This is a genomic window from Hymenobacter sp. DG25A, assembly GCF_001280305.1.
In the GTDB taxonomy this organism is placed as follows: Bacteria; Bacteroidota; Bacteroidia; order Cytophagales; family Hymenobacteraceae; genus Hymenobacter.
Genome location: NZ_CP012623.1, coordinates 182,201 through 203,639, shown reverse-complemented (window position 1 = coordinate 203,639; position 21,439 = coordinate 182,201). Strand labels below are relative to the sequence as shown.

Annotated in this window: 23 protein-coding genes, 4 tRNA genes and 1 pseudogene; 6 read left to right on the top strand and 22 right to left on the bottom strand. The window is 55.1% G+C overall.

The genetic code is table 11. The features are described from left to right. Nucleotides 1-77: 77 nt before the first annotated feature. From rplL to AM218_RS00770, 12 genes are all read right to left on the bottom strand, one after another. Nucleotides 78-455 carry a 50S ribosomal protein L7/L12 gene (gene rplL / locus AM218_RS00825; RefSeq protein ID WP_054410980.1) on the bottom strand — a complete coding sequence of 126 codons (378 nt, stop codon included), beginning with the start codon at nucleotides 453-455 and terminating at the stop codon, nucleotides 78-80. Nucleotides 456-526: 71 nt separating this feature from the next. After that, complete coding sequence (gene rplJ / locus AM218_RS00820) at nucleotides 527-1,081, bottom strand: 50S ribosomal protein L10 (RefSeq protein WP_054410978.1); 555 nt, start codon at nucleotides 1,079-1,081, stop codon at nucleotides 527-529. 20 nt (nucleotides 1,082-1,101) lie between these two features. Next, the gene (rplA, locus tag AM218_RS00815; RefSeq protein WP_054410976.1) at nucleotides 1,102-1,797 is read right to left on the bottom strand and encodes a 50S ribosomal protein L1; all 696 of its coding nucleotides are present in this window, start codon (nucleotides 1,795-1,797) and stop codon (nucleotides 1,102-1,104) included. A gap of 20 nt (nucleotides 1,798-1,817) precedes the next feature. Further along, nucleotides 1,818-2,261, bottom strand: coding sequence for a 50S ribosomal protein L11 (rplK, locus tag AM218_RS00810; RefSeq protein ID WP_054410974.1), 444 nt, complete (start codon nucleotides 2,259-2,261; stop codon nucleotides 1,818-1,820). 118 nt (nucleotides 2,262-2,379) lie between these two features. Next, entirely contained in the window at nucleotides 2,380-2,946 is a 567-nt protein-coding gene (gene nusG / locus AM218_RS00805) for a transcription termination/antitermination protein NusG (RefSeq protein WP_054410972.1), read from the bottom strand. A 12-nt stretch (nucleotides 2,947-2,958) separates the two neighbouring features. Beyond that, entirely contained in the window at nucleotides 2,959-3,153 is a 195-nt protein-coding gene (secE, locus tag AM218_RS00800; RefSeq protein WP_054410969.1) for a preprotein translocase subunit SecE, read from the bottom strand. A gap of 50 nt (nucleotides 3,154-3,203) precedes the next feature. Continuing rightward, nucleotides 3,204-3,277: transfer RNA gene (locus AM218_RS00795), tRNA-Trp, on the bottom strand. Nucleotides 3,278-3,393: 116 nt separating this feature from the next. Beyond that, nucleotides 3,394-4,584, bottom strand: coding sequence for an elongation factor Tu (gene tuf, locus AM218_RS00790; RefSeq protein WP_054410967.1), 1,191 nt, complete (start codon nucleotides 4,582-4,584; stop codon nucleotides 3,394-3,396). Between the two features lie 167 nt (nucleotides 4,585-4,751). Next, nucleotides 4,752-4,823, bottom strand: a tRNA-Thr gene (locus AM218_RS00785). Nucleotides 4,824-4,905: 82 nt separating this feature from the next. Beyond that, nucleotides 4,906-4,978 (bottom strand) — tRNA-Gly (locus tag AM218_RS00780). A gap of 76 nt (nucleotides 4,979-5,054) precedes the next feature. After that, nucleotides 5,055-5,137: transfer RNA gene (locus AM218_RS00775), tRNA-Tyr, on the bottom strand. A 254-nt stretch (nucleotides 5,138-5,391) separates the two neighbouring features. Then, complete coding sequence (locus tag AM218_RS00770) at nucleotides 5,392-7,983, bottom strand: M1 family aminopeptidase (RefSeq protein ID WP_054410965.1); 2,592 nt, start codon at nucleotides 7,981-7,983, stop codon at nucleotides 5,392-5,394. Nucleotides 7,984-8,079: 96 nt separating this feature from the next. Between AM218_RS00770 and AM218_RS00765 the strand changes: the two genes are divergently transcribed. The 3 genes and pseudogenes from AM218_RS00765 to frr all read left to right on the top strand — a co-directional run bounded on the left by AM218_RS00765 (nucleotide 8,080) and on the right by frr (nucleotide 10,112). After that, nucleotides 8,080-8,580 (top strand): acyl-CoA carboxylase biotin carboxyl carrier protein subunit, encoded by a 501-nt coding sequence (locus tag AM218_RS00765; RefSeq protein WP_054410962.1) that lies wholly within the window; start codon nucleotides 8,080-8,082, stop codon nucleotides 8,578-8,580. A gap of 63 nt (nucleotides 8,581-8,643) precedes the next feature. Next, nucleotides 8,644-9,441 (top strand): UMP kinase, encoded by a 798-nt coding sequence (pyrH, locus tag AM218_RS00760; RefSeq protein WP_054410960.1) that lies wholly within the window; start codon nucleotides 8,644-8,646, stop codon nucleotides 9,439-9,441. Nucleotides 9,442-9,549: 108 nt separating this feature from the next. Next, nucleotides 9,550-10,112: pseudogene (gene frr / locus AM218_RS00755) on the top strand (ribosome recycling factor). Nucleotides 10,113-10,197: 85 nt separating this feature from the next. Here frr and nadD read toward each other — a convergent pair. From nadD to AM218_RS00720, 7 genes are all read right to left on the bottom strand, one after another. Further along, entirely contained in the window at nucleotides 10,198-10,782 is a 585-nt protein-coding gene (gene nadD, locus AM218_RS00750) for a nicotinate (nicotinamide) nucleotide adenylyltransferase (RefSeq protein ID WP_054410959.1), read from the bottom strand. Beyond that, complete coding sequence (gmk, locus tag AM218_RS00745; RefSeq protein ID WP_054410957.1) at nucleotides 10,779-11,363, bottom strand: guanylate kinase; 585 nt, start codon at nucleotides 11,361-11,363, stop codon at nucleotides 10,779-10,781. Before gmk ends, nadD begins: the two co-directional genes overlap by 4 nt. Before the next feature lie 9 nt (nucleotides 11,364-11,372). Next, nucleotides 11,373-11,663 carry a hypothetical protein gene (locus tag AM218_RS00740; protein ID WP_054410955.1) on the bottom strand — a complete coding sequence of 97 codons (291 nt, stop codon included), beginning with the start codon at nucleotides 11,661-11,663 and terminating at the stop codon, nucleotides 11,373-11,375. A gap of 18 nt (nucleotides 11,664-11,681) precedes the next feature. After that, nucleotides 11,682-12,335 carry a sigma-70 family RNA polymerase sigma factor gene (locus tag AM218_RS00735; protein WP_054410952.1) on the bottom strand — a complete coding sequence of 218 codons (654 nt, stop codon included), beginning with the start codon at nucleotides 12,333-12,335 and terminating at the stop codon, nucleotides 11,682-11,684. 63 nt (nucleotides 12,336-12,398) lie between these two features. Further along, nucleotides 12,399-13,697: an O-antigen ligase family protein gene (locus tag AM218_RS00730; protein WP_054410950.1), complete on the bottom strand. Its 1,299-nt coding sequence runs from the start codon at nucleotides 13,695-13,697 to the stop codon at nucleotides 12,399-12,401. 28 nt (nucleotides 13,698-13,725) lie between these two features. Beyond that, nucleotides 13,726-14,766 carry a glycosyltransferase family 9 protein gene (locus AM218_RS00725; RefSeq protein WP_054410948.1) on the bottom strand — a complete coding sequence of 347 codons (1,041 nt, stop codon included), beginning with the start codon at nucleotides 14,764-14,766 and terminating at the stop codon, nucleotides 13,726-13,728. Then, entirely contained in the window at nucleotides 14,763-15,533 is a 771-nt protein-coding gene (locus tag AM218_RS00720; protein WP_054410945.1) for a glycosyltransferase family 2 protein, read from the bottom strand. Before AM218_RS00720 ends, AM218_RS00725 begins: the two co-directional genes overlap by 4 nt. Nucleotides 15,534-15,667: 134 nt before the next feature. Here AM218_RS00720 and AM218_RS00715 point away from each other — a divergent pair, with 134 nt between their 5' ends. Then, nucleotides 15,668-16,363, top strand: a complete 696-nt coding sequence (locus AM218_RS00715; RefSeq protein ID WP_054410943.1) for a hypothetical protein — start codon at nucleotides 15,668-15,670, stop codon at nucleotides 16,361-16,363. An 87-nt stretch (nucleotides 16,364-16,450) separates the two neighbouring features. Here AM218_RS00715 and ahcY read toward each other — a convergent pair whose 3' ends face one another. Continuing rightward, complete coding sequence (ahcY, locus tag AM218_RS00710) at nucleotides 16,451-17,761, bottom strand: adenosylhomocysteinase (RefSeq protein ID WP_054410941.1); 1,311 nt, start codon at nucleotides 17,759-17,761, stop codon at nucleotides 16,451-16,453. Nucleotides 17,762-17,879: 118 nt separating this feature from the next. Further along, nucleotides 17,880-18,593, bottom strand: coding sequence for a DUF4397 domain-containing protein (locus AM218_RS00705; RefSeq protein ID WP_054410939.1), 714 nt, complete (start codon nucleotides 18,591-18,593; stop codon nucleotides 17,880-17,882). Nucleotides 18,594-18,787: 194 nt separating this feature from the next. Here AM218_RS00705 and AM218_RS00700 point away from each other — a divergent pair, with 194 nt between their 5' ends. After that, nucleotides 18,788-19,327 carry a hypothetical protein gene (locus AM218_RS00700; protein ID WP_054410937.1) on the top strand — a complete coding sequence of 180 codons (540 nt, stop codon included), beginning with the start codon at nucleotides 18,788-18,790 and terminating at the stop codon, nucleotides 19,325-19,327. Nucleotides 19,328-19,416: 89 nt separating this feature from the next. Continuing rightward, entirely contained in the window at nucleotides 19,417-20,607 is a 1,191-nt protein-coding gene (locus tag AM218_RS00695; RefSeq protein ID WP_054410935.1) for a class I SAM-dependent methyltransferase, read from the top strand. A gap of 155 nt (nucleotides 20,608-20,762) precedes the next feature. On the opposite strand, the gene AM218_RS00690 is transcribed toward AM218_RS00695, so the two are convergent. After that, on the bottom strand, nucleotides 20,763-21,362 hold the full coding sequence (locus AM218_RS00690) for a DNA-3-methyladenine glycosylase (RefSeq protein WP_054410933.1): 600 nt from the start codon (nucleotides 21,360-21,362) through the stop codon (nucleotides 20,763-20,765). Nucleotides 21,363-21,439: the final 77 nt, after the last annotated feature.

The following is a 21,439-nucleotide window of genomic DNA, read 5'->3' as shown; positions in this document are numbered from 1 at the left end:
TGCCTACAAACAGGAAAAGACCTGGCTTAGTTGCCAGGCCTATCCTTATTTGTAGAGAGAAAATGCGGGCCGCAGAGTTATTTAACTTCTACTTCGGCACCAGCTTCTTCCAGTTGCTTCTTCAGGGCTTCGGCTTCGTCCTTGGTAACGCCTTCTTTCATAGCCTTGGGAGCTCCGTCAACCAGTTCTTTGGCTTCTTTCAGGCCCAGGCCGGTCAGGTCTTTCACCAGTTTCACGACAGCCAGTTTGCTTGCGCCAGCCGACTTCAGGATTACGTCGAACGACGTCTTCTCCTCAGGAGCTTCAGCAGCAGCAGCGCCACCGCCAGCCATCATTACCGGAGCAGCAGCAGCAGGCTCAATGCCATACTCGTCTTTCAGGATAGTAGCCAGTTCGTTTACTTCTTTCACCGTCAGGCTAACGAGCTGCTCAGCGAATGCTTTCAAATCTGCCATTTCTGTAGATTGTTAAAAAAGGGGGGTTGTTGAACGTTTTGGAATTCTAATGTGAAAAAGATGAGCAGCGGTTAGCCTGCAACCTCTTCTTTTTCGGAAAGCGTCTTGAGGATGCCAGCCAGTTTGTTGCCGCCGCTCGACAGAGCAGAAATAACGTTCTTGGCGGGCGACTGCAGCAGACCGATGATATCACCGATAAGCTCGTTTTTGCCTTTGATCGTGCTGAGGCTCTCCAGCTGGTCAGCACCTACGTACACGTCGCTGTCGATGTAAGCACCTTTCAGGGCTGGCTTCGGCAGTACGTTTTTACCGTAGTTCTGCGACTTGTAGAAGTCTTTCAGCAGTTTGGCCGGGGCATTGCCCGACTCTTTCGAGAACAGAACACCCGACTGGCCTTTCAGCGCAGCGTCCATCTCCGAAGTATCGCCACCCAGGGTGTCGAGAGCCTTGCGGATCAGCGTGTTCTTGTACACTTTGAACTCCATGCCGCGGTTGAAGCACAGGCGACGGAATTCGTTGATTTTCGCCACGGTCATCGACGAAGCGTCGGTGATGTAGAACGCGTTGTGCGATTGAAACTTCTCGCTCAACTCGTCGACGAGGGCTTGTTTTTCTTCCCGGGTCATATCGTCGTGTTGGTTATACCTTAAGCGGAAGTTACTTGCGTGTCAACCGGCACTGCGGGCGACATCGTGCTCGAGAGCGTGATGCTCTTGATGTACGTGCCTTTTGCCGACGAAGGCTTCAGACGGTTCAGGGTCTGAATTACTTCGATGGCGTTTTCAGCCAGCTTCTGCGAATCGAACGATACCTTACCGATGCTGGTGTGGATGATACCGGTTTTGTCAACTTTGAAGTCGATTTTACCAGCTTTCACTTCCTGTACAGCCTTGGCAACGTCGGTCGTTACGGTACCTGACTTCGGGTTAGGCATCAGGCCACGAGGGCCCAGTACCCGGCCCAGACGACCAACTTTGGCCATCACAGCAGGCATCGTGATAATCACGTCAATATCTGTCCAGCCTTTCTCGATTTTCGAGATATAGTCGTCCAGACCTACATAGTCGGCACCAGCAGCCGTAGCTTCGGCTTCTTTGTCCGGAGTTACGAGAGCTAGAACACGGACCGTTTTGCCGGTACCATGGGGCAGAGTGGCTACGCCACGTACCATCTGGTCAGCTTTACGGGGGTCAACACCCAGACGAACGTCGATATCAACCGAAGCGTCGAACTTGGTGTAAGTAATGTCCTTCACCACGGTAGCGGCCTCAATGAGGTTACGCACTTGGGTCAGGTCATGCTTGGCAAGGGCTTCCTTGCGCTTTTTGCTCAGTTTTGCCATCTGATTCTTCTCCGTTAAGATTATTCAGCGAAAGGAGAATCTCCCTTGATGGTGATACCCATGCTGCGGGCGGTGCCAGCTACCAGTTTCATGGCCGATTCGATTTTGAAAGCATTCAAATCGGGCATTTTCACTTCGGCAATCTGACGAACTTGGTCCCACGTTACCGAACCCACTTTGTTACGGTTTGGCTCTTTCGAACCGCTCTGGAGCTTGGCAGCTTCCATCAGCATAACCGGCGCCGGTGGGGTCTTCACCACAAAGTCAAACGACTTGTCGGTGTACATGGTAATGAGAACAGGACAAACTTGGCCGGCCTTATCCTGGGTGCGAGCATTGAACTGCTTGCAGAACTCCATGATGTTAAGGCCTTTGCTACCAAGTGCAGGTCCAACCGGCGGCGCGGGGTTCGCGGCGCCTCCCTTTATCTGAAGCTTCAGATAACCTCTAATTTCCTTGGCCATTTGGATTGAAAGGCTTCGGACGATGTGACGTAACTCACACAGTCCTCAGATGATGTAATGCTCCTGGTGGAAGCACCGCCGGTCCGGAGCGGACAACCGACGACGTACTATTAAGCTATTAAGACTCTTTCTCGACCTGAGTGTAGCTGAGCTCCATGGGAGTGCTACGGCCGAATATTTTCACAATTACGTTGAGCTTCTTCCGCTCTTCAAACACTTCGGAAACCGTACCGGAGAAGCCGCTGAAGGCTCCATCTACTACTTTCACCAGTTCGTTTACCACGAACGGAGTTTCCAACTGGGCTGTCTGCTCTTCCGCTTCGTCTACCACTCCGAGGATGCGGTTAACTTCGGAAATGTGCAGCGGCACTGGTTTGGTATTCTGATTGGCTGCTTTACCTTCCTTATCACTGAGGAAACCAATGACACCAGGTGTGCTGGTGATAATGTGGTCTACTTCGCCATGGGAAAGGTCAGCGTGGATGATGATGTAGCCGGGGTACAGGTTCCGCTCACGCACGCGCTTTTTGCCGTTGCGCATTTCGAATACCTTCTCAACCGGAATCAATACCTGCGGCACCAAATCCGAAAGGCCATGACGACCAATCTCGGTTTCGAGATACGTCTTGGCCTTTTTCTCTTGTCCGCTTACCGAGCGGACAACGTACCATTTCAACTCACCCATCGATTCTTGTGCTTAACGGAACGAGTTGTAAAAAGCCTCCAGTCCCGTTTTGAAGATGATGTCCATCAAGCCCACAACTGCCGCAAACACGAGCGAGCCGATGAGTACCAGACCGGAACTCTTCTGCAGCTCTTCGAAAGACGGCCACGTTACTTTGTAGCGCATCTCTTCGGTAGTCTCGCGGAAATACTTTGTCAGCTTGCTCATAATCCGTGAACGGGCTTTGGCGATAATAACTGGGCCAGTAACTGGCTAAATGGCACGGGCGGAGAGATTCGAACTCCCATCAAAGGTTTTGGAGACCTCTATTCTACCCTTGAACTACGCCCGTGTAAGCGCTCCAAACGGCTATTAAGCCGGATTGGGACTGCAAATGTACTGAACGGATAGCACAAAACAAATCCGCCCCCGAAAAATCGAGGGCGGATTGTGTTATGCTAGCAGAAACTAGTCGAGGATTTCGGTCACCTGACCGGCACCTACCGTACGGCCACCTTCGCGGATAGCGAAACGCAGGCCTTTCTCCATTGCTACGGCGCTGATCAGCTCCACCTGAATGGTGATGTTGTCGCCGGGCATTACCATCTCAACACCTTCGGGCAGGGTGATGATACCCGTTACGTCGGTGGTGCGCAGGTAGAACTGCGGACGGTAGTTGTTGAAGAATGGGGTGTGACGGCCACCTTCCTCTTTCGAGAGAACGTAAACCTCAGCCTTGAATTTTTTGTGGGGAGTTACCGAGCCGGGCTTGCAAATAACCATACCACGACGGATATCGTCCTTTTCAATACCGCGGAGCAGCAGACCTACGTTGTCACCAGCTTCGCCACGGTCCAGGATTTTGCGGAACATTTCCACACCCGTAACCGTCGACTTCAGGCCTTGCTTGGCACCCATACCGAGGATGTCAACCTGCTCACCCGAGTTGATAACACCACGCTCGATACGGCCGGTAGCAACCGTTCCACGACCCGTGATAGAGAATACATCCTCTACTGGCATCAGGAAGGGCAGGTCGGTCAGACGAGTTGGAATTGGAATGTAGCTGTCAACAGCGTCCATCAGCTCCTCAATCTTGGGAACCCAGTTGGCGTCGCCGTTCAGGCCACCCAGAGCAGAACCCTGGATAACAGGAATGTTGTCACCGTCGAAGTCATAGAACGACAGCAGCTCACGGATTTCCATTTCCACCAGCTCGAGGAGCTCGGGGTCATCCACCATGTCTACTTTGTTCATGAATACCACCAGCTGAGGTACACCTACCTGGCGAGCCAGCAGGATGTGCTCACGCGTCTGGGGCATTGGGCCGTCAGTAGCAGCAACTACGAGGATAGCGCCGTCCATCTGGGCAGCACCCGTTACCATGTTCTTCACATAGTCAGCGTGACCAGGGCAGTCAACGTGAGCATAGTGACGGTTAACGGTAGAGTATTCTACGTGCGAAGTGTTAATCGTGATACCGCGCTCTTTTTCTTCGGGAGCGTTGTCGATTGACGAGAAGTCACGCTTTGCGGCCAAACCTTTGTTCGCCAGTACCATCGTGATAGCAGCGGTCAGGGTAGTTTTGCCGTGGTCGACGTGCCCGATCGTACCGATGTTCACGTGCGGTTTGGAACGATCAAAATTTTCTTTAGCCATTGTAAAGAGATTAAGAGGAATTTTGTGGTGAAGGAGGGGAAAACGCGACTTGACTATACTGCAAGAAAGCGATACGCAGCTCCGCTTAGTGGGGACTGCACGTCGCTTTACTTTTCTCGCAGGTCCAAACGGTGCAGACGCGCTGCCCCGGTGGTACTCGTATTCAGAGCCATTTATGGGATTTGAACCCATGACCTCTTCCTTACCAAGGAAGTGCTCTACCACTGAGCTAAAACGGCTGATGTAAGGGCAAATTTACAACGAAGAATGCACAATGGCGGGCCACTGCTTTTCTTCATCATCAATCTGGTATTGACAATGAGCGGGAGACGAGGTTCGAACCCGCGACCTGCAGCTTGGAAGGCTGCCGCTCTACCAACTGAGCTACTCCCGCAGAGAAGAAATGAATGGATGGCCCGCTGCCAGGCAATTGCTTGCTTGTTGCAATACCATCCATTCACTCAACTACGTGGGGAGAGAAGGATTCGAACCTTCGAAAGCTTACGCTAACAGAGTTACAGTCTGTCCCATTTGGCCGCTCTGGAACCTCCCCGGGTGTTGTTTTTCTCAGCCGACTGCAGAGAAGCATTACTTTAATAACCTTCTCCGGAAGTGGGTGGGTTGCTAAAGGAGTTGCAAAATTAACGGGTTTCTGATGCAAGTCAAGCGCTAGCCTCAAATCAGCTTAATATTTTTTCTTCCTTACGGGCCGAATAAGCAGTAGGTATTTACCTCTCAGGGGGTTGAAAACACAACCGGCACCGGAATATTTTCTCAGTGCCGGTTGTATTTCGCCACTCTGGCCTCTTAAAGGAGATTATACATTCCCTTCAAGCCTTCATCTTTTTCTTTGGCGCGAATATCCTGCAGAACAGATTTCAGCTCCGGGCTGCGTTCAGAAACGGCGACCAGGCCTTTATAAGCACCGAGGCGCACATAAGGGGAAGGATTATTGCGGGCGAGGACTTCCAGCTTTTTCAGGCCCTTCTCGCGCTCAATGGGCGGCATGCGCTGCATGAACAAGCCAAAATTAGGCAGGAAGGTGTACAGGTCAGTATCCCCCAGCGTCTCTACATAGCGCAGGTACCAGTCGTACTGATCTACTTTGCCATTGAGGACGTAGTACCCGCCCAAGGCGTTTATAACACTGTGGTTCGGGGTTTCCTGTAGCCTGGCTATGCGTTCAGCCGTTTTTGCTGTGGGCGCTTTCGTCAGAGCATTGATAGCGGCCGTCACTACTACATAGGAACTGTCATTAAGGCCGGCTTCGTAGACGGAGCCAAAGTCTTCATTGGGGAAGGAGGCCAGCGTCGCCAAGGCAGCAGCGCGCACCTCGCTGCGCTTGTCGGTGGCAGCGGCCCGCTGAATCTCCTTGCGGATAGCACCGCCTTCCGGCCCTTTGTACTTGCGGAAGGCGCTGAGCGCTGCCGTGCGCACGGCCCAGAAGTCATCGTTAAGAGCTGTCCGCAGCATTCCGGATACTACCAAGTCGCCTACTTTAGAGCGCAGCTCCTGAATGGCCTCGTATTTTTGCAGGTAGTTGCGGGCGTGGTAGAACTGATAAAGCAGCTCGTCCTGGCTTCGCTCCTCCTCTATTTTAGCCAGGAGCTGGGCCTGATCATCAAACTTTACCAGGCTGGGGCGCTGCGTAACCGGCAGCACAAACGTCTGGTCGGCTTTGGTAATGGTTAGCTGGTGTTCCGTAGGCTGGTTGTTTACCCAGGTGGTAACCGTAACGGGCAAGCGGAAGATGGGCGTAAACGTGGAATCCTGCTGCTGCTGCACATGCAGGGTAACCTGGCTGTTGTTATAGCTATGCGTCACGCGCAACTCGGGGTGGCCGCGCTGCATAAACCACTGGTTAAAAAACCAGCGCAGATCTTCCCCGGTCACGTCTTCGAAGGCCAGCCGCAGCTCATCAATCTCTACGGCGGAGAGCTTGTTGCGCGTCAGATACAGGTTCAGCGCCGCGAAGAAGGCATCATCGCCTACGTACTTGCGCAGCATGTGCAGCACCCTTCCGCCTTTTTGGTAGGAGTGGCGGTCCAGCATATCCTCCCGGTTAGCGTAGTTATATCGAATCAGGGGTACGCGCTTATCCTCCGCCTCCTGAAAGTATAGCTCGGAAGCCGTTTGCTGCACTAGGGAGGCAGCATCGGCGCCGTACTTATATTCGGCCCACAGATACTCTGAGTAATCGGCAAACGACTCGTTCAGGGGCAAATTAGACCACGATTCGCAGGTGACGTAGTTGCCAAACCAGTGGTGAAACAGCTCGTGGGCAATAACCCAATCCGAGTTTTTATCCAGCAGTTCCCGGCGCGTAGCCTGAATGCCGTCGCCGTGAATGGTGGCGGAGGTGTTCTCCATGGCCCCCGACACATAGTCGCGCACGGCCACCTGGGCATATTTCTCCCAGGGATACTCTACACCCAGCTTCTTGGAGAAGAACTCCAGCATCTCGGGGGTATTACCGAACACGGCCTTGGCCGTTTGCTGGAATTTGGGCTCCACATAATAATCCACGGCTTTTCCGCGCCAGGATTCACTGACCACGGCAAAGTCGCCCACAGCCATCATGGTGAGATAGGGCGCGGCCGGCAGGCTTTGCTTCCACACATCGGTGCGGGTGCCGTCGGAATTCTTCTTGGAGGAAATCAGCAGGCCATTCGACAGCGTCTTGTATTTCGACTCCACCGTCATGGCAATTTCCTGCGTCATGCGCTGGTTGGGCTTGTCGACGGTAGGAAACCAGGCCGAGTTGTTCTCCGTCTCGCCTTGGGTCCAGATCTGGCGGGGCTTGTTTTTCTCAGCCCCCACCGGGTTGATAAAGAACAGACCCTTGTTGCTGGTAATGGCGTCACTCCCACCCGCTGTCAGCTCATTAGGCTTGGCTATGTAGTTCACCCGCACCTGATAGGCCTCGGTGCGGCTGTAAGCCCGGTCCAGGTTCACGGTGAGCTTGCGCTTATCGTAGCTATAGGTAAGGGCTTTCTCCTTTTCCTTGCCGTTGGCCACCGATATCAGGCGGATGCTGCGGATGTCAAAACCCTTGGCATCCAGCACCAGCTGGCTTTGCGGATAGAAGTGGGGCCGCACCGAGAGCGTGGCCGTACCAATGAGCTGTTGCTTGGCCCAGTCGAACCGGACATCCAGCCGCGTGTGCAGCACATCCGTCAGAATAGTAGCCGTAGGGTGCTCGGGCGTGGTATTGGGCAGCCACGAGGGTACCACGATGCTGGGGGAAGCCGCATTGGAGGAGTAAGGATCAGCAGTTGCTTGGGGCTTCTTCCGGGCAGACTTCGCCGGAGAGCTTTTATCAGGCTTAACGCTCTGAGCAGGTGCAAACAGAGGCAACGCCAGCACCAGACTTAGGGCACCGATAAACGGGTATTTCATGCAAGTGGCAATAGGGTATTGTGGCTCAATTTCCGAAATAAGTTTGAGATTTGGCCTATCTTTAAGCCCTTTTCCGCCCAACGTAACTTTGATAGAATGCTCCAGGTAAACACCGGATCCAGCCAGGTTTGGGAAGTTGAATATCAACCCGACGCCATTACCGTGAATGGTGAACCGTTTACCTGGGACCTGGCTCCGCTGGGCAATGGGCGTTACCACATCCTGCACGAGGGACGCTCTTTTTCCGCCGAGGTTGTCAGCGTAGAGCGCGCCACCAAAACTATTCAGCTGAAGGTGGACGGGCGTATCATGGATATTAACGCCAAGGACCGCTTCGACCTGCTGCTGGAAAAACTGGGGATGAGCGATGTGGCCGCCCATAAAATTAACGAGCTGAAGGCCCCTATGCCCGGCTTGATCGTAGATATCCGCGTGGCCCCGGGCCAAACCGTGCAAAAGGGTGACCCGCTGCTGGTGCTGGAAGCTATGAAAATGGAGAACATCCTGAAGTCGCCGGGCGATGGGGTGGTAAGCGCCATTAAAGTTACCCTGCGTGACAATGTGACCAAAGGACAGGTGCTGATTCAATTCAGCTAGCCGGTCAACGTCTTAGTCAGGCTTTCGCTTCGATATATCCCACTCACGCTAAATTTTCGCGTTTTGAAGTACAAACGAATTCTGCTCAAGCTCAGTGGCGAGGCCCTCATGGGCACGCAACAGTATGGCATTGATGCCGAGCGCCTGATGCAGTACGCTCAGGAAATCAAGACGGCGGCCGAAACCGGCACCCAGATAGCTGTGGTAATTGGTGGCGGCAACATCTTCCGGGGTGTGCAGGCCGAGGCCTTTGGCCTGGACCGGGTGCAGGGCGACTACATGGGCATGCTGGCCACGGTTATCAACTCCATGGCCCTGCAGAGCGCCCTGGAAAAGCTGAACGTGAGTACCCGGCTGCTTTCCGGCGTTACCATTCAGCGGGTGTGCGAGCCTTACATCCGCCGCCGCGCGCTGCGCCACCTGGAAAAAGGCCGCGTGGTCATCTTTGGGGCCGGCATCGGTTCCCCTTACTTCACTACCGACTCGGCGGCTTCCCTGCGGGCCATTGAGATGGATGCGGATGTAGTACTGAAGGGCACCCGCGTAGATGGTATTTATACCGCCGATCCGGAAAAAGTCCCTACCGCCACCCGCTATCCGCAGATTACCTTTGATGAGGTGATGGAAAAGAACCTGAATGTGATGGACATGACGGCCTTTACCTTGTGTAAAGAGAATAACCTGCCCATTATTGTATTCGATATGAACAAAGCCGGCAACCTGCAGCGCCTGATTGATGGCGAAACCGTAGGCACGCTGGTCACCATGAATGGCACCAAGCCGGAGGCCGAAGCTGCCGACAAGCAGAGCAGCCTGCAGGCAGCCGTAGAAACTTCACCCACCACAACGGAGCAAGCCTGAATCAATTAAAAATTAAGGAAGCAGTACCTGAACTTGCGTACTGTTGCGGGGCTAACCCCGCATTTCCTTCCTGGTTTTTAATTCTCAATTTCTAATTCACCTTAACAAATGGACGAAGAAATCCAGTTTTACCTGAGCGACGCGGAAGAATCGATGGGCAAAGCCCTGCAGCACACGGGCGTTGAGCTAGGCCGCATTCGGGCCGGCAAAGCCAGCCCTTCTATGCTTGATGGTCTGCGCGTAGATTACTACGGTACTCCTACCCCCTGAGCCAGGTAGCCAACATTGCCACGCCGGATGCCCGCACGCTTTTCATTAAGCCCTGGGAAAAGAACATGGTGGGCGAAATCGTGAAGGCCATCAAGAACAGTGACCTGGGCCTGAACCCCCAGTCGGATGCGGAAGGCGTGCGCCTGAACATTCCGGCTATGACGGAGGAGCGCCGCCGCGAACTGGTGAAGCAGGTAAAAAGCGAGTCGGAAGGCGGTAAAGTGCGCATTCGGGCCATCCGCAAGGATGTGAACGAAGCGTTGCGCAAGCTGCTGAAAGAGGGTGCTTCCGAAGACTCCATCAAGGACGCCGAAGCCAAAGTGCAGAAGTTCACCGACACCTACATTGTAAAGGTGGATGAATTGATCAGCAAGAAGGAAGCAGAAATCATGACGATTTAAGTGCTGCTGACACATTCATAAAAAAGCCCCGGTGAAGATGATTCACCGGGGCTTTTTTTATGTTCTTTAACTTATACAGGGCGCATTAAGCGCGCCAATAGCCTTCTGCCTCAATTCGTTTTTCTACCGCTGCCGGCACCAGGTAACGGATGGATTTGCCGGCCCGGACACAGTCCCGGATAAAGGTGGCGGAAATATCCAATAATGGGGCATCTACCACGCGCACGCCTGGGTGGGTGCTGACCTCGGAAGCATCTACCCCAGGGCGGGGATACACATACACTTCGTGCTCGGCCAGGATACGGTCGGCATCTTTCCAGCGCGGCAGGCCGGGCAGGTTGTCTTCGCCCATCAGCAGCACAAAGCGGTGGTCGGGGTACTGCCGGTGCAGGGCGTCCAGCGTGACAATGGTGTAGTTGGGCAGGTCCATCCCGAATTCCACGTCCAGTGCCTTCAGCCGGTCATTATCGGCAATGGCGGCCTGTACCAACTCAAAGCGCACCTTCTCGGGAAGCAGATCCTGCCCTACTTTGAAAGGGCTTTGCGGCGAGACAACCAGCCACACCGCATCCAGATCGGTGTGGGTGGCCATGAAGTGGGCCAGAATGAGGTGGCCGGTGTGCAGGGGATTGAACGAGCCGAAGAGCAACCCCACTTTGGGGGTACTCACAGAATGGCAGGTTCAGCGGTAATAAAATCGCGCACCAGCTTTTCCGCTTGCGCAGTAGCCTCATCCAGGTCGTCGTTCACTACTACTACATCAAACCGGTCTTCGAAGGTAAGCTCGAAGTTGGCTTTATAGAGGCGGGAAGAGATGCTGGCGGCAGAATCGGTAGCACGGGCCCGCAGGCGGTGCTCCAGAATTTCCAGGGAGGGTGGTTTGACAAAAATGGCCAAGGCCCGATCTTTGTAGAATTCCTTGATGCTGAGGCCGCCTTTCACGTCCACATCCAGCACGGCGTGTTTGCCGCTTTCCCAGATGCGTTCAATTTCGGACTTCAGCGTGCCGTAGAAAGCACCTTCGTATACTTCTTCCCATTCCACAAAAGCATCCTGCCGGATTTTCTCCTGGAACTCTTGGACGGAAATGAAGTAGTAGTCCTTCCCATTGGCTTCGCTGCGGCCGCGACGGTCGCGCGTGCACGCTGAAATCGAGAAGCTTAGCTCCGGAATACGCTCCAGCATCCGGTGCACAATAGTGGTCTTGCCAGCGCCGGAAGGCGCCGAAAAGGCGATGATTTTACCCTGCATCGGGCAAAATTAGGCCATTTCTGCTTGCAAGCGCTGAAGAATTGTTTGCGACAGTACCGCCGGGGCGCCTTTACGGCCTACATGCTGAGACAGGAAGTCGACGAAAATGCGCTGTTTATCAATGGTATCGAAGCAGGGCGAGCAATCTTCGGCATGGTTAACAAAGTATTCTTCGTCTTCCATAGTAGGGGACTGGCCTTCAATAATCTGGTCGAGAATTGTATTCACACGCTCACAGTCGGCGCCGGACTCAGGAGTAGCGGCAGCCGGTTGGTTGGTTTTTGTAGATGTAGTTTCCATACTAATGCGGCTGGAGTGTTAATCGTGGTCTGCGTCTGAATCGGTGGTATCGTTATCGTCGGCCTCATCATCGGTGCCGTAGCCCATAGATTTGGCGTATTTCTCAAGCTTATCCTTCAGAAAGTTCCGGGCCCGGTGCAGGCGGGAACGAACCGTACCAATAGGGATATCCAGCACTTTGGCCATTTCCTCATATGTGAACCCTTCCAGGTCGCAGAGGATGATAACGGTGCGAAAATCCACCGGCAGCGAGTTTAATGCGCGGGCCACTTCGTCGCCGATGAGGTCGCGCACGGCTTGCTGCCGCATATCGGACGAAGTACTTCCCACGTCGCCCTCAGCCTCCACGTCTTCCGAATTGTAGTACCCTTCAATTTCGCTGTAGTCGACCTTGGCGGGTTGTTTACTCTTCTTGCGGAAGTCGTTGATGAATGAGTTTTTCAAGATGCGGAACAGCCACGCTTTGGCGTTGGTTCCCGGCTCAAAATATTCAAAAAACCTATATGCCTTCAAATAAGTCTCCTGCACGAGGTCGTTGGCATCGTCCTCGTCCAGGGTCAGGCGGTAGGCAAAATTGTACAGGGAATCGATAACCGGCATTAATTCCGCTTGGAAGCGGCGGTCTTTCTCTTCCTTACTCAGCTTAGAAACCCGTTCGGGAGAATCGCTCATGGGCGCAGAAAATTACGGATGCCACCGCTGCCTTATGGGCACCCGGTGGCTTAAATGTAGCTATTATACCGTACCACTCCCAGGGGTGTTACACACCCGGGCAGCAGTTTGTCGTTCGGTGGACACTACGAGAAAACCATAGAGAAAGACGAATAGATTAAATCCAATTTGCAATTCCAACAGGGAATCCGTCAACATAGCAATGGCTAACAACCAGATACAGTGTACCACATACGGATTTCGGCGCTGGGCAGGTTGTGCCAAAGGGCCCAGCAAAACCAGCAGCCACAAGCCCAGCTGCACCAGCCCGCCCCCTACTAAATAGTGCAGGTACTGATTATGCACCATGACCCAGTTGGCCGGCTTAAGGCCAAAGCTTTGCCAGGCATATTGCTGCATCATAGCGGCCCGCACATCAGCAGGGGCCACGCCCAGTAAGGGGTGGGTCTGAAAGACAATATTAGCCGTGTGCCAGGCGGCCAGGCGTTTGGAAAGAGAGTAGTTGTTGATATCGTGCCCCAAAGCAAACTGCTCCAGATCAAAGTGCGTGGCTTCCAGCCGTTGCTGCGCTGACTCCAGCGTTTGCAGAGCTAGCCAGGGCAGCAGCACAAGCATAGCAATCAATAGCAAGCCCAGCCGCCATTGCCGCCGCACTGCTACTACCAGCACCACATCCAACAGCAGCGTAGCGTAGAATACCAGCAGGCCGGTTCGATACGCCAGCACATGCAACACTACCAAAGCCGCTATGCTGGCCGCCCGCAGCAACCAGCGCAGCACCGGCGCCGCCAGCTGCTCCCGGGCCAGTAGCATCCCAATATACACCGCCAGGGCCAGCATAATGCTGAAATGGATGTGAAATACCCCCGTAACAGACGGCATATTCTGCCCCAGTCCGAAAGCATCATTGGCCTGGGAGGCATTCATCAGGTACTCGGCCAGAGTAGCCAGGCCCAGCCCGGCTACGCCCAGCACAAACAGGCTGCCCACCCCCAGGCGTTGGCGGGCGGTGAGCGGAACTGCTACGGCAAAAACCAACGGTACGCCCAGGAGTGGCAACTGGCGGAAAAGCTCATGCCGCCATACCGCCCACTCAGCGGTATACAGGCCGCTTACCACCAGGAAAAGGTACAGTAGCGCCGGAAACCAGACGGTGTGCAACCGCAGCCACCCGGCCAACTGTCGGCGCAGATTGGGCTGCGCCGCAACGGCTAGTACACCTACCACGGGGCTCAATGCAATCAGGGCCCGGGCCATCAGCAGCCCTACCACGCCGGCCACGCACGCCAGCAGCAACAGGTACTGCGACAGGCGCCCACTCTGGTAAAGCTGCCGAAAGGAAGGGAGAGGTAAAAAAGCCATGGGAGCCGCAAAGAACGCAGGAGGCTCGTCAGAAACCAGCCGGGGGCAAAGATTTCCAGGCCGCAATCCGGTTCAGCACCTCAACAGGCTCAATAGCTGCCAGGCAAGAGCACGCGGCCGGCGCCTGCCGGCACTGCTGACAATCAGGCTTATCAAATACCAGGTATTCTGCATGCGGGCCCAAGGGGGCCCAGCGGCCGGGATGCATGGGACGGATAGGTGGATACAGCCCCAAGGCCTGCCGCCCCAGCGCCGCCGCCATATGCAACGGCCCGGTACTATTGGCCACCAGGCCATCAGCCGTGCCAATGAAAGCCAGTAGTTGGGGCAAGGTTAGCTGCCCGGTCATATCACCCGCCAGGAAGGGGGCGTGCTCCGTCAGCCAGGGGCGTAGCTCCTCCCCTTCGGCCGCCGTGCCAGTGATGAAGACGCGGTGCCCGGCCTGGTGCAGCATGCGCGCTAATGCCCCAAAGTTTACCAACCCCCATTCCCGGGCACTACCCCGGCTGCGCGGATGCAGAATAACGTTGAGCTGCCCGGCCTGGCGCTGGGCCAGCAGGTTCTGCCATTGATGCGCCAACGGCTCGGCAGGTGCCAGCCGCACCAGCTCGCCCACGGCTGCCAGCGGCGTAAGCCCGGTATAGCCCAGGGGCCGAAGCAGCTCCAGATTCAGTTGTGCCTCATGTAAGGGCGAATGGCGACGGCTCAGGGCTACCCGGTGGGTACAGGTAAGCCAGTGAAACCACCGGTTACGCGTGCCAATGCGCATCGGAATAAGGGCCTGCCGACCCAAGGACGCCAGGTGCTTATCGGGGAAGATGTGCAGCAACGCATCGGCCTGCTGTTGCTGCAACGCCAGCACCTGCGCCGGCCGCGTGAGCTTGCGCAGCTCATCCACGTTTATAAAATCATCTATCCAGGGACAGGCAGCGGCAATAGCCTGGGTGTAAGTGCGACCCAGCAGCACCACGCGGCAGTCCGGGAACAGCTTCTTAAGCTGCCCACATACGGGAAGCGTGAGCACCACATCGCCAATAGCATCAGTACGGCTGACCAGGAAAGTCTTCATACAGTAGTGGTGGGCCGCCGGGTGCGTAGCTTGGCAAACTTGAGGAAAACACCCCAGGCAGAAATGGTGGCGATGCTGAGACCGGCAAAACCATCGAGCATACCCAGCCGCAGAAAGTAGCCGTGCACGAACTTCCAGATGGGTTTCAGCAGCAGGTGAAACAGCGTAACATCGCGCTTGCCGCGCAGCCACAGCTCCTCGGCGGCAATGCTGGTAAAGCGGTTGAGTTGGGCTACGTGCTGCTCTACGGAATCATAAGAGTAGTGCAGCAAGTCACCGTTCAGAGCTTCTACCAGCTGGCCGGGCTGGGTTTCGTAGCGCTCGTGCAGGAGCAAGCCTTCCCATTGGCCCAGGCGCCGGTCGTAGAGACGCAGCTTGCGGTCGGGGTACCAGCCGCCGTGGCGCACCCAGCTGCCGCAGTAGTTGGTGAGCCGGGCCAGCGTGTAGCCGGCTCCCTGCCAGTTGTTTTTAGCTTGGCGGATGCTCTGGCGCAGCTCCTCGGTCAGGACTTCGTCGGCATCCAGTTGCAATACTTGGTCATATTGAGCCTGGACAGTGGCGAAGTTCTTTTGCTGCACATAGCCCTCGAAAGTGTGTTGAATGATGCGGGCGCCATGCTGTTGGCTGATTTCCACGGTGCGGTCGGTGGAGAAGCTGTCGACTACGATTACCTCGTCGGCTACATCACCCAGCGCTTCGAGGCAGCGGGAAATGTTGCGTTCTTCATTGAAGGTGATGATGACGACGGAGAGGGGAACGGCGGGCATAGTGGCGGCAAATATCCGAGGAAATAAGCCATATCTTTCCTAGCCCTCCTGATGCAACGAAAGTTTCTTTTCCTTTATCCTATGAATGAATTAACTAACTCAAGCTGTCTACATACGCCTTTCAAATAGTATACATGAAATCATATATACAACTGCTTTTGCTAGCCACCTTATCGTTACTCGGTTGCCGCAAGACTGATGTGGAGCCTACCTGTTCCGGATCATGCACCATTATTAAAGGGCGCTATGTGACTGATGACGGCGCAAAAGGAATTGCGGGTATGCCAGTAGAAGTTCAGTGGAAAAATCAGCCAAGCACTTATAACATTATCATTCGTCGCAAAGCCGCGACGAAGACAGATGCGAATGGCTACTATAAGTTGCGTTTCTTCATCAAGGACGATGAATTACAGAATGGTTATTTCAGACTGGTACATACGCTTCATTCCAAAGCATATGTAAACGACCACTCTATTGGAGGAGCGCAGTTTGATGGCTTAACCCGTGACACCACTATTATCAATGATTGGTTACTGCCTCGCAAAGCGTTTATTAAGCTAGAAGTGAGTAATCCGACGCAAGCCGCTAGCCCGTACTATGCTTATACGTCCTTTAATTTTAACATTGGCGCCATTCCTAATCCGTACCCCGAGTCGTGGTATAAGATCGTAATGCCTTGGCGCGGTGCTTTTACAACTACAGTTGAAGTAGCGGCAAATCAGCCGATAGATATAGAAACCCTCAAGGAGAAAAACAGCATTAGTACTCGCACCCACGACACTATTCGCTTAGCGCCAGAAGAGGTCTATACACTTAAAGAAAGCTATTAGACATACAGCGCCAGTCCATAGGTATTAAAAAACAAACCCCGCCCGGCGCAGTGCCGGGCGGGGTTTGTTTTGCATTAGCCGAACGACCTAGTAGCGGTACAGATCCGACTTGAACGGGCCTTGTACGTCTACGCCGATATAAGCAGCCTGCTTGGGCTTCAGCTCTTCCAGCTCCACGCCAATTTTGGCGAGATGCAGGCGGGCTACCTTCTCATCGAGGTGCTTGGGCAGGGTGTACACTTTGTTTTCGTAGGCAGCCGTGTTGGTCCACAGCTCCAGCTGGGCCAGCGTCTGGTTGGTGAAGGAGTTCGACATCACGAACGAAGGGTGGCCGGTGGCGCAACCCAGATTCACCAAACGACCTTCTGCCAGAATGATTACCTCTTTGCCATCAATGGTGTAGAGGTCAACTTGGGGCTTCACGGTGTCTTTGGTGTGACCGTAGTTGCCGTTCAGCCAAGCCATATCAATCTCATCATCGAAGTGGCCGATGTTGCAGACAATGGCTTTGTCCTTCAGGGCGCGGAAGTGCTCCTCGGTGATGATGTCGCAGTTGCCGGTAGCGGTTACCACGATATCCGCCTGCGGAATAGCTTCAGCCATTTTCTTCACGGCATAACCGTCCATAGCGGCCTGCAGGGCGCAGATGGGGTCAATTTCCGTTACGATAACGCGGGCACCGGCACCACGCAGCGAGGCGGCGGTACCTTTTCCTACGTCGCCGTAACCGGCTACTACGGCCACTTTACCGGCCATCATTACATCGGTAGCGCGACGGATAGCGTCTACGGCCGACTCTTTGCAGCCGTATTTGTTGTCGAACTTCGACTTGGTAACCGAGTCGTTTACGTTGATGGCGGGCATGGGGAGGGTACCGGCTTTCACGCGGTCCAGAAGGCGCAGCACGCCCGTGGTGGTTTCTTCCGACAAACCTTTGATGCCAGCGGCCAGCTCGGGGAACTGGTTCAGCACCATGTTGGTCAGGTCGCCGCCATCGTCCAGAATCATGTTCAGGGGCTCACGCTCTTCGCCAAACCACAGGGTCTGCTCAATGCACCAGTTAAACTCTTCTTCGTTCATGCCCTTCCAGGCATACACCGGAATGCCAGCGGCGGCAATAGCGGCAGCGGCGTGGTCCTGAGTGGAGAAAATATTGCACGACGACCACGTTACGTCAGCACCCAGCGCAATCAGCGTCTCGATGAGCACGGCGGTTTGAATCGTCATGTGCAGGCAGCCGGCAATGCGGGCACCTTTCAGCGGCTGGCTGGCGCCATACTCCTCGCGCAGGGCCATCAGGCCGGGCATCTCTGCCTCCGCCAACCGGATTTCTTTGCGGCCCCACTCGGCCAGCGACATGTCTTTTACTTTGTAGGGAACGTAAGTCGTCTCAACCATGATGCAGAAAATGTTTGCGAATCAACCGCAAAGGTAGCCAAAAAGTTGCGCCTTAGATATAATAACAAAGCCCGACCAACCTGGCCGGGCTTTGTTATTGCAGGGGCAAACGCCCTGGTTACTTGTTCTGAATGACGTCCAGCGTAAGCGCTTCATCGGCGGGTACGGCCGGCGAGTTGCGGCCCCGCAGGACTACAGTGTAGCTCTTGCCGTCGCTAAAGGACACGTTGGACTTGGTAGCCAGCGTAACACCCAACGAATTGCGGGCTTCCAGCGAATAGGTTTTGGCCTCAATGGGTGAGAAGGCAACCGCAGTGCCGTAGGCTACATTGGTAAAGAAAGGAGTAGACCCAACGGCCGTGAGGGTAATGGCACCGGCATCAAACCCCGTGTTCACAAAACGGATGTTGGCTTTACCGGCTGCGGGGGTAGTCAGATCATCGGTGGTGACCAGGGAACCCAGAGTAGAGGCAGTGGGGTTATAGATGAATACCGAGTAGCTCTTGTCTTTCTCAAAAGACTGCGAGAAGCCGGGCAGAACGTCGGCCTGTGACGTGCTGTTCTTCACTTTAATGGTAGCGCTACCGATGTCTACGGTCTTGTAACCAGTGTTTTTGCCATAGTCTACGTCTACCAGCTTCTTGTCATTTACCACGAAATCAAACTTGACCTTATTGTAGGGGGCCACGTGGATTAGCTGAGCCTGACCGGTACCGGGCACTACAGGTGCTACGGTGTCTTCATCATCATTGCTGCAGCTGGTTAGTACCGAGGCCAGGGCAAGGGAGGAAAACAGAAATGGACGGAGGAAATGCGGGAAGGTCGTTTTCATGTTGGGATAAATCAGGGTAAAAAAATGATTTGCGGACAGAACGTAAGACCGAGACGTTTTGTTGAGTCGGGAAATGAAATTTTTTTAATCCGGAGTTAGCAATTTATTGTTGCGCAGACCGTTAGATTTGCATTATGCTCTTAACACGCCTTGGCCTGCACCGGCCTGCACACCTGCTATTTGTTCTTCTTTTTGTGCTGTTTGCTGCCCCGCTACGGGCGCAACAGGCGCCTGCCGTTATCCGGCTCAGTCCGGAAGACCAGGACCGGGGCTTTAACGGCCCCCAGAAGAACTTTTATTTTGCCACGGGGGACGACCAGAAGTTTCAGAACGCTGGTTTCTTCGGTCAAAAATTGCGCCCTTATGTAGCCGATAATCCGGAGGCGCTGAAAAACCTCAACCATTACCGTCGGCAGAAATGGCTGTATCTGGGCGAGCGGCTGGTGTTTTTAGGCTCCCTGAGCTTGTATAGCCAGCAAGTGCTGGCCAAGGATGAGAAGCAGTACTTCAGCCAAGCCCAGCGCGGTGCCATTGGCGTGGCAGCTTTCAGCCTGCTGGCCAATGTGCTGATTAGCCGCAACACCAACGAGCATTTCCGCCGCACGGTGGAAGCCTATAACGCCGGACAACCGGCGGCCCGCACGGGCGCTTTGCAACGTCTCGCCCCCAGTGGCGTAGGCATTACGGCGGTGGGTACGCACCCGCAGTTGGCCTTGCGCTGGTCGGTGCGCTAGTTTAGGCGCGCTGTATTTTATACGCCCCTCTTTCAAAAGGGCCCGTCCTGCATAAGGATGGGCTTTTTTCTGTATGTTAGCCCTGATTTATGGAATTTCCGCTGCCTGAAGCGGCGCGTCAATACGTAGCCGATAACCTGCACGAAGACCCCGCCAAGCTGGCTTTACAGGCCCGCCGCTATCCGGGCTTGCCGGTACCGGAGCTGGTACGGCAAATTCAGGCCCGCCAGAAAGCGCGCACCAAGCTCCCCGCCTGGGCCGCCAATCCTGATCTGATCTTTCCCCCCGCCCTCTCAGTAGAGCAGGCTTCCTCTGACCGCACGGCCGCTTTCAAAGCCAGCCTGGTGAGCGGCGCTACGCTCCTGGCCGACCTGACCGGTGGCTTTGGCGTAGACAGCAGCTATTTTGCCACCCAGGTACAGGAGGTTCATTACGTGGAGCGCAACCCCGAGCTGGTAGCGGTAGTGCAGTATAACCTGCTGCAGCTGGGCATTCATAATGTGGTGTGCCACGCTACCGATGCCGTTCAGTTTCTAAGAAACACGGACCAGCACTTCGACTGGCTCTACCTGGACCCGGCTCGCCGCGACACCGCCGCCCGCAAAATTTACCGACTGCAGGACTGTGAGCCCGATATTCTGCGCATTATGCCCCTGCTGCTGCACAAAGCCGACCGGGTGCTGCTCAAAACCTCGCCTATGCTGGATATTGAGCAGGCCCTGGAGGAGTTGGCGCACGTGCGGCGGCTCTGGGTGGTGGCCGTGGATAATGAGTGTAAGGAGGTATTATATGAGCTGGGCCAGGAACCTGCCGTTGACCCGGAGCGCTTCACTATTAACATGAAGCGGGATGGCACCCAGCAGGAATTCCGCCTTAACCGGGCCCGGGAAGCCCGCGCCATTCCGCGCTACGCCGAGCCCCAGCAGTACCTGTACGAGCCCAACTGCGCCATTCTGAAGGCCGGTGGTTTCCGGAGCATCGGTACGGCTTTTGAGCTGCTGAAGCTGCACCAGCACAGCCACCTGTATACCTCGGATACGCTTCGGGCCGACTTTCCCGGCCGCATTTTCCGCATTCGGGCCACCGAGCGCTACGACCGGGATGCCCTGCGTGCCCACCTGGGCCCGGAAGTACGTGCCCACGTCACCACCCGCAACTTCCCCGACTCGGTAGCCGACTTCCGCCACCGCACCGGTATCCGGGAAGGCGGCGAGCTATACCTGTTTGCCACCACCGATTTGCGCGGCCGTTTGATGGTGCTGGTGTGTGAGAAGCTGTAAACTATAAAACTCCAAGCGCCTGTCATCCTGAGCTGCGCGAAGGACCTTCTCCCGGCGGAACGATAATCGTCGGAACGACTCGTGCTGACGTGAAAAGGTCCTTCGCGCAGCTCAGGATGACAGTTTCTTTATAGTGCTTGACCGTTTGCAATTTCCTATTTCGCCGGGCTGGTCCAGGGGCTGCCTTGCAGGCGAAAGCGCCAGGGCAGCACCGCATCTTCGCCGGCATAGTCAATGCCAACCCGCGGGGAGGCAATTAGCTGATTAGGCTGAATTACGTCTCCCTGGTCTTCCAGCCAGATATCCGGCCCGGCTAAATCAGTACCGTAATGTTTGGTGCCGATGCCCAACGCCTGCGTGAGCAGGCCGGGCCCTCCGGTCAGGTTGCGGGCCGGCTGGCTCAGGCCCCGGCGGAGCATCATCTCCTCTACCCCCACCAGCGGCTCCAGGCCCCGGATCAGGACGGCATCGGCTTTGCCGGCTTCATTGGTAATTACGTTAAACAGGGTGTATCGGCCATAAATCAGGTAGGCATAGGCTACGCCGCCGGGCTCATACATAATGCGGGTACGGGCGGTGTAGCGGCCTAGGTGGGAATGGCAGGCTTGGTCGTTGATGTGGGCGTAGGCTTCGGTTTCCACGATACGGCCGCCGGTCAGCACGCCATCAAAACGGGTGAAAAGATGCTTACCAATCAGCTCACGGGCTATTTGCACCACATCGGGGCGCTGGTAGAAGGAAGCGGGAAGTTTCATTATTCAGAATTGCACTTAATCAGAAAACAGCAATACGTAATTGGGGCAGCTGGTTGCCCAGACTTACCAGTTGCTGG

Excerpts from the sequence above, each read along its gene's own strand:
- rplL (WP_054410980.1), bottom strand. The coding sequence starts at position 455 with ATGGCAGATTTGAAAGCATTCGCTGAGCAGCTCGTTAGCCTGACGGTG.
- AM218_RS00765 (WP_054410962.1), top strand. The coding sequence starts at position 8,080 with ATGCTCCAGGTAAACACCGGATCCAGCCAGGTTTGGGAAGTTGAATAT.
- rplJ (WP_054410978.1), bottom strand. The coding sequence starts at position 1,081 with ATGACCCGGGAAGAAAAACAAGCCCTCGTCGACGAGTTGAGCGAGAAG.
- AM218_RS00720 (WP_054410945.1), bottom strand. The coding sequence starts at position 15,533 with ATGCCCGCCGTTCCCCTCTCCGTCGTCATCATCACCTTCAATGAAGAA.
- tuf (WP_054410967.1), bottom strand. The coding sequence starts at position 4,584 with ATGGCTAAAGAAAATTTTGATCGTTCCAAACCGCACGTGAACATCGGT.
- gmk (WP_054410957.1), bottom strand. The coding sequence starts at position 11,363 with ATGCAGGGTAAAATCATCGCCTTTTCGGCGCCTTCCGGCGCTGGCAAG.
- AM218_RS00730 (WP_054410950.1), bottom strand. The coding sequence starts at position 13,697 with ATGGCTTTTTTACCTCTCCCTTCCTTTCGGCAGCTTTACCAGAGTGGG.
- nusG (WP_054410972.1), bottom strand. The coding sequence starts at position 2,946 with ATGGGTGAGTTGAAATGGTACGTTGTCCGCTCGGTAAGCGGACAAGAG.
- ahcY (WP_054410941.1), bottom strand. The coding sequence starts at position 17,761 with ATGGTTGAGACGACTTACGTTCCCTACAAAGTAAAAGACATGTCGCTG.
- AM218_RS00705 (WP_054410939.1), bottom strand. The coding sequence starts at position 18,593 with ATGAAAACGACCTTCCCGCATTTCCTCCGTCCATTTCTGTTTTCCTCC.
- secE (WP_054410969.1), bottom strand. The coding sequence starts at position 3,153 with ATGAGCAAGCTGACAAAGTATTTCCGCGAGACTACCGAAGAGATGCGC.
- rplK (WP_054410974.1), bottom strand. The coding sequence starts at position 2,261 with ATGGCCAAGGAAATTAGAGGTTATCTGAAGCTTCAGATAAAGGGAGGC.
- AM218_RS00690 (WP_054410933.1), bottom strand. The coding sequence starts at position 21,362 with ATGAAACTTCCCGCTTCCTTCTACCAGCGCCCCGATGTGGTGCAAATA.
- AM218_RS00715 (WP_054410943.1), top strand. The coding sequence starts at position 15,668 with ATGAAATCATATATACAACTGCTTTTGCTAGCCACCTTATCGTTACTC.
- rplA (WP_054410976.1), bottom strand. The coding sequence starts at position 1,797 with ATGGCAAAACTGAGCAAAAAGCGCAAGGAAGCCCTTGCCAAGCATGAC.
- AM218_RS00740 (WP_054410955.1), bottom strand. The coding sequence starts at position 11,663 with ATGGAAACTACATCTACAAAAACCAACCAACCGGCTGCCGCTACTCCT.
- AM218_RS00770 (WP_054410965.1), bottom strand. The coding sequence starts at position 7,983 with ATGAAATACCCGTTTATCGGTGCCCTAAGTCTGGTGCTGGCGTTGCCT.
- AM218_RS00735 (WP_054410952.1), bottom strand. The coding sequence starts at position 12,335 with ATGAGCGATTCTCCCGAACGGGTTTCTAAGCTGAGTAAGGAAGAGAAA.
- AM218_RS00725 (WP_054410948.1), bottom strand. The coding sequence starts at position 14,766 with ATGAAGACTTTCCTGGTCAGCCGTACTGATGCTATTGGCGATGTGGTG.
- AM218_RS00695 (WP_054410935.1), top strand. The coding sequence starts at position 19,417 with ATGGAATTTCCGCTGCCTGAAGCGGCGCGTCAATACGTAGCCGATAAC.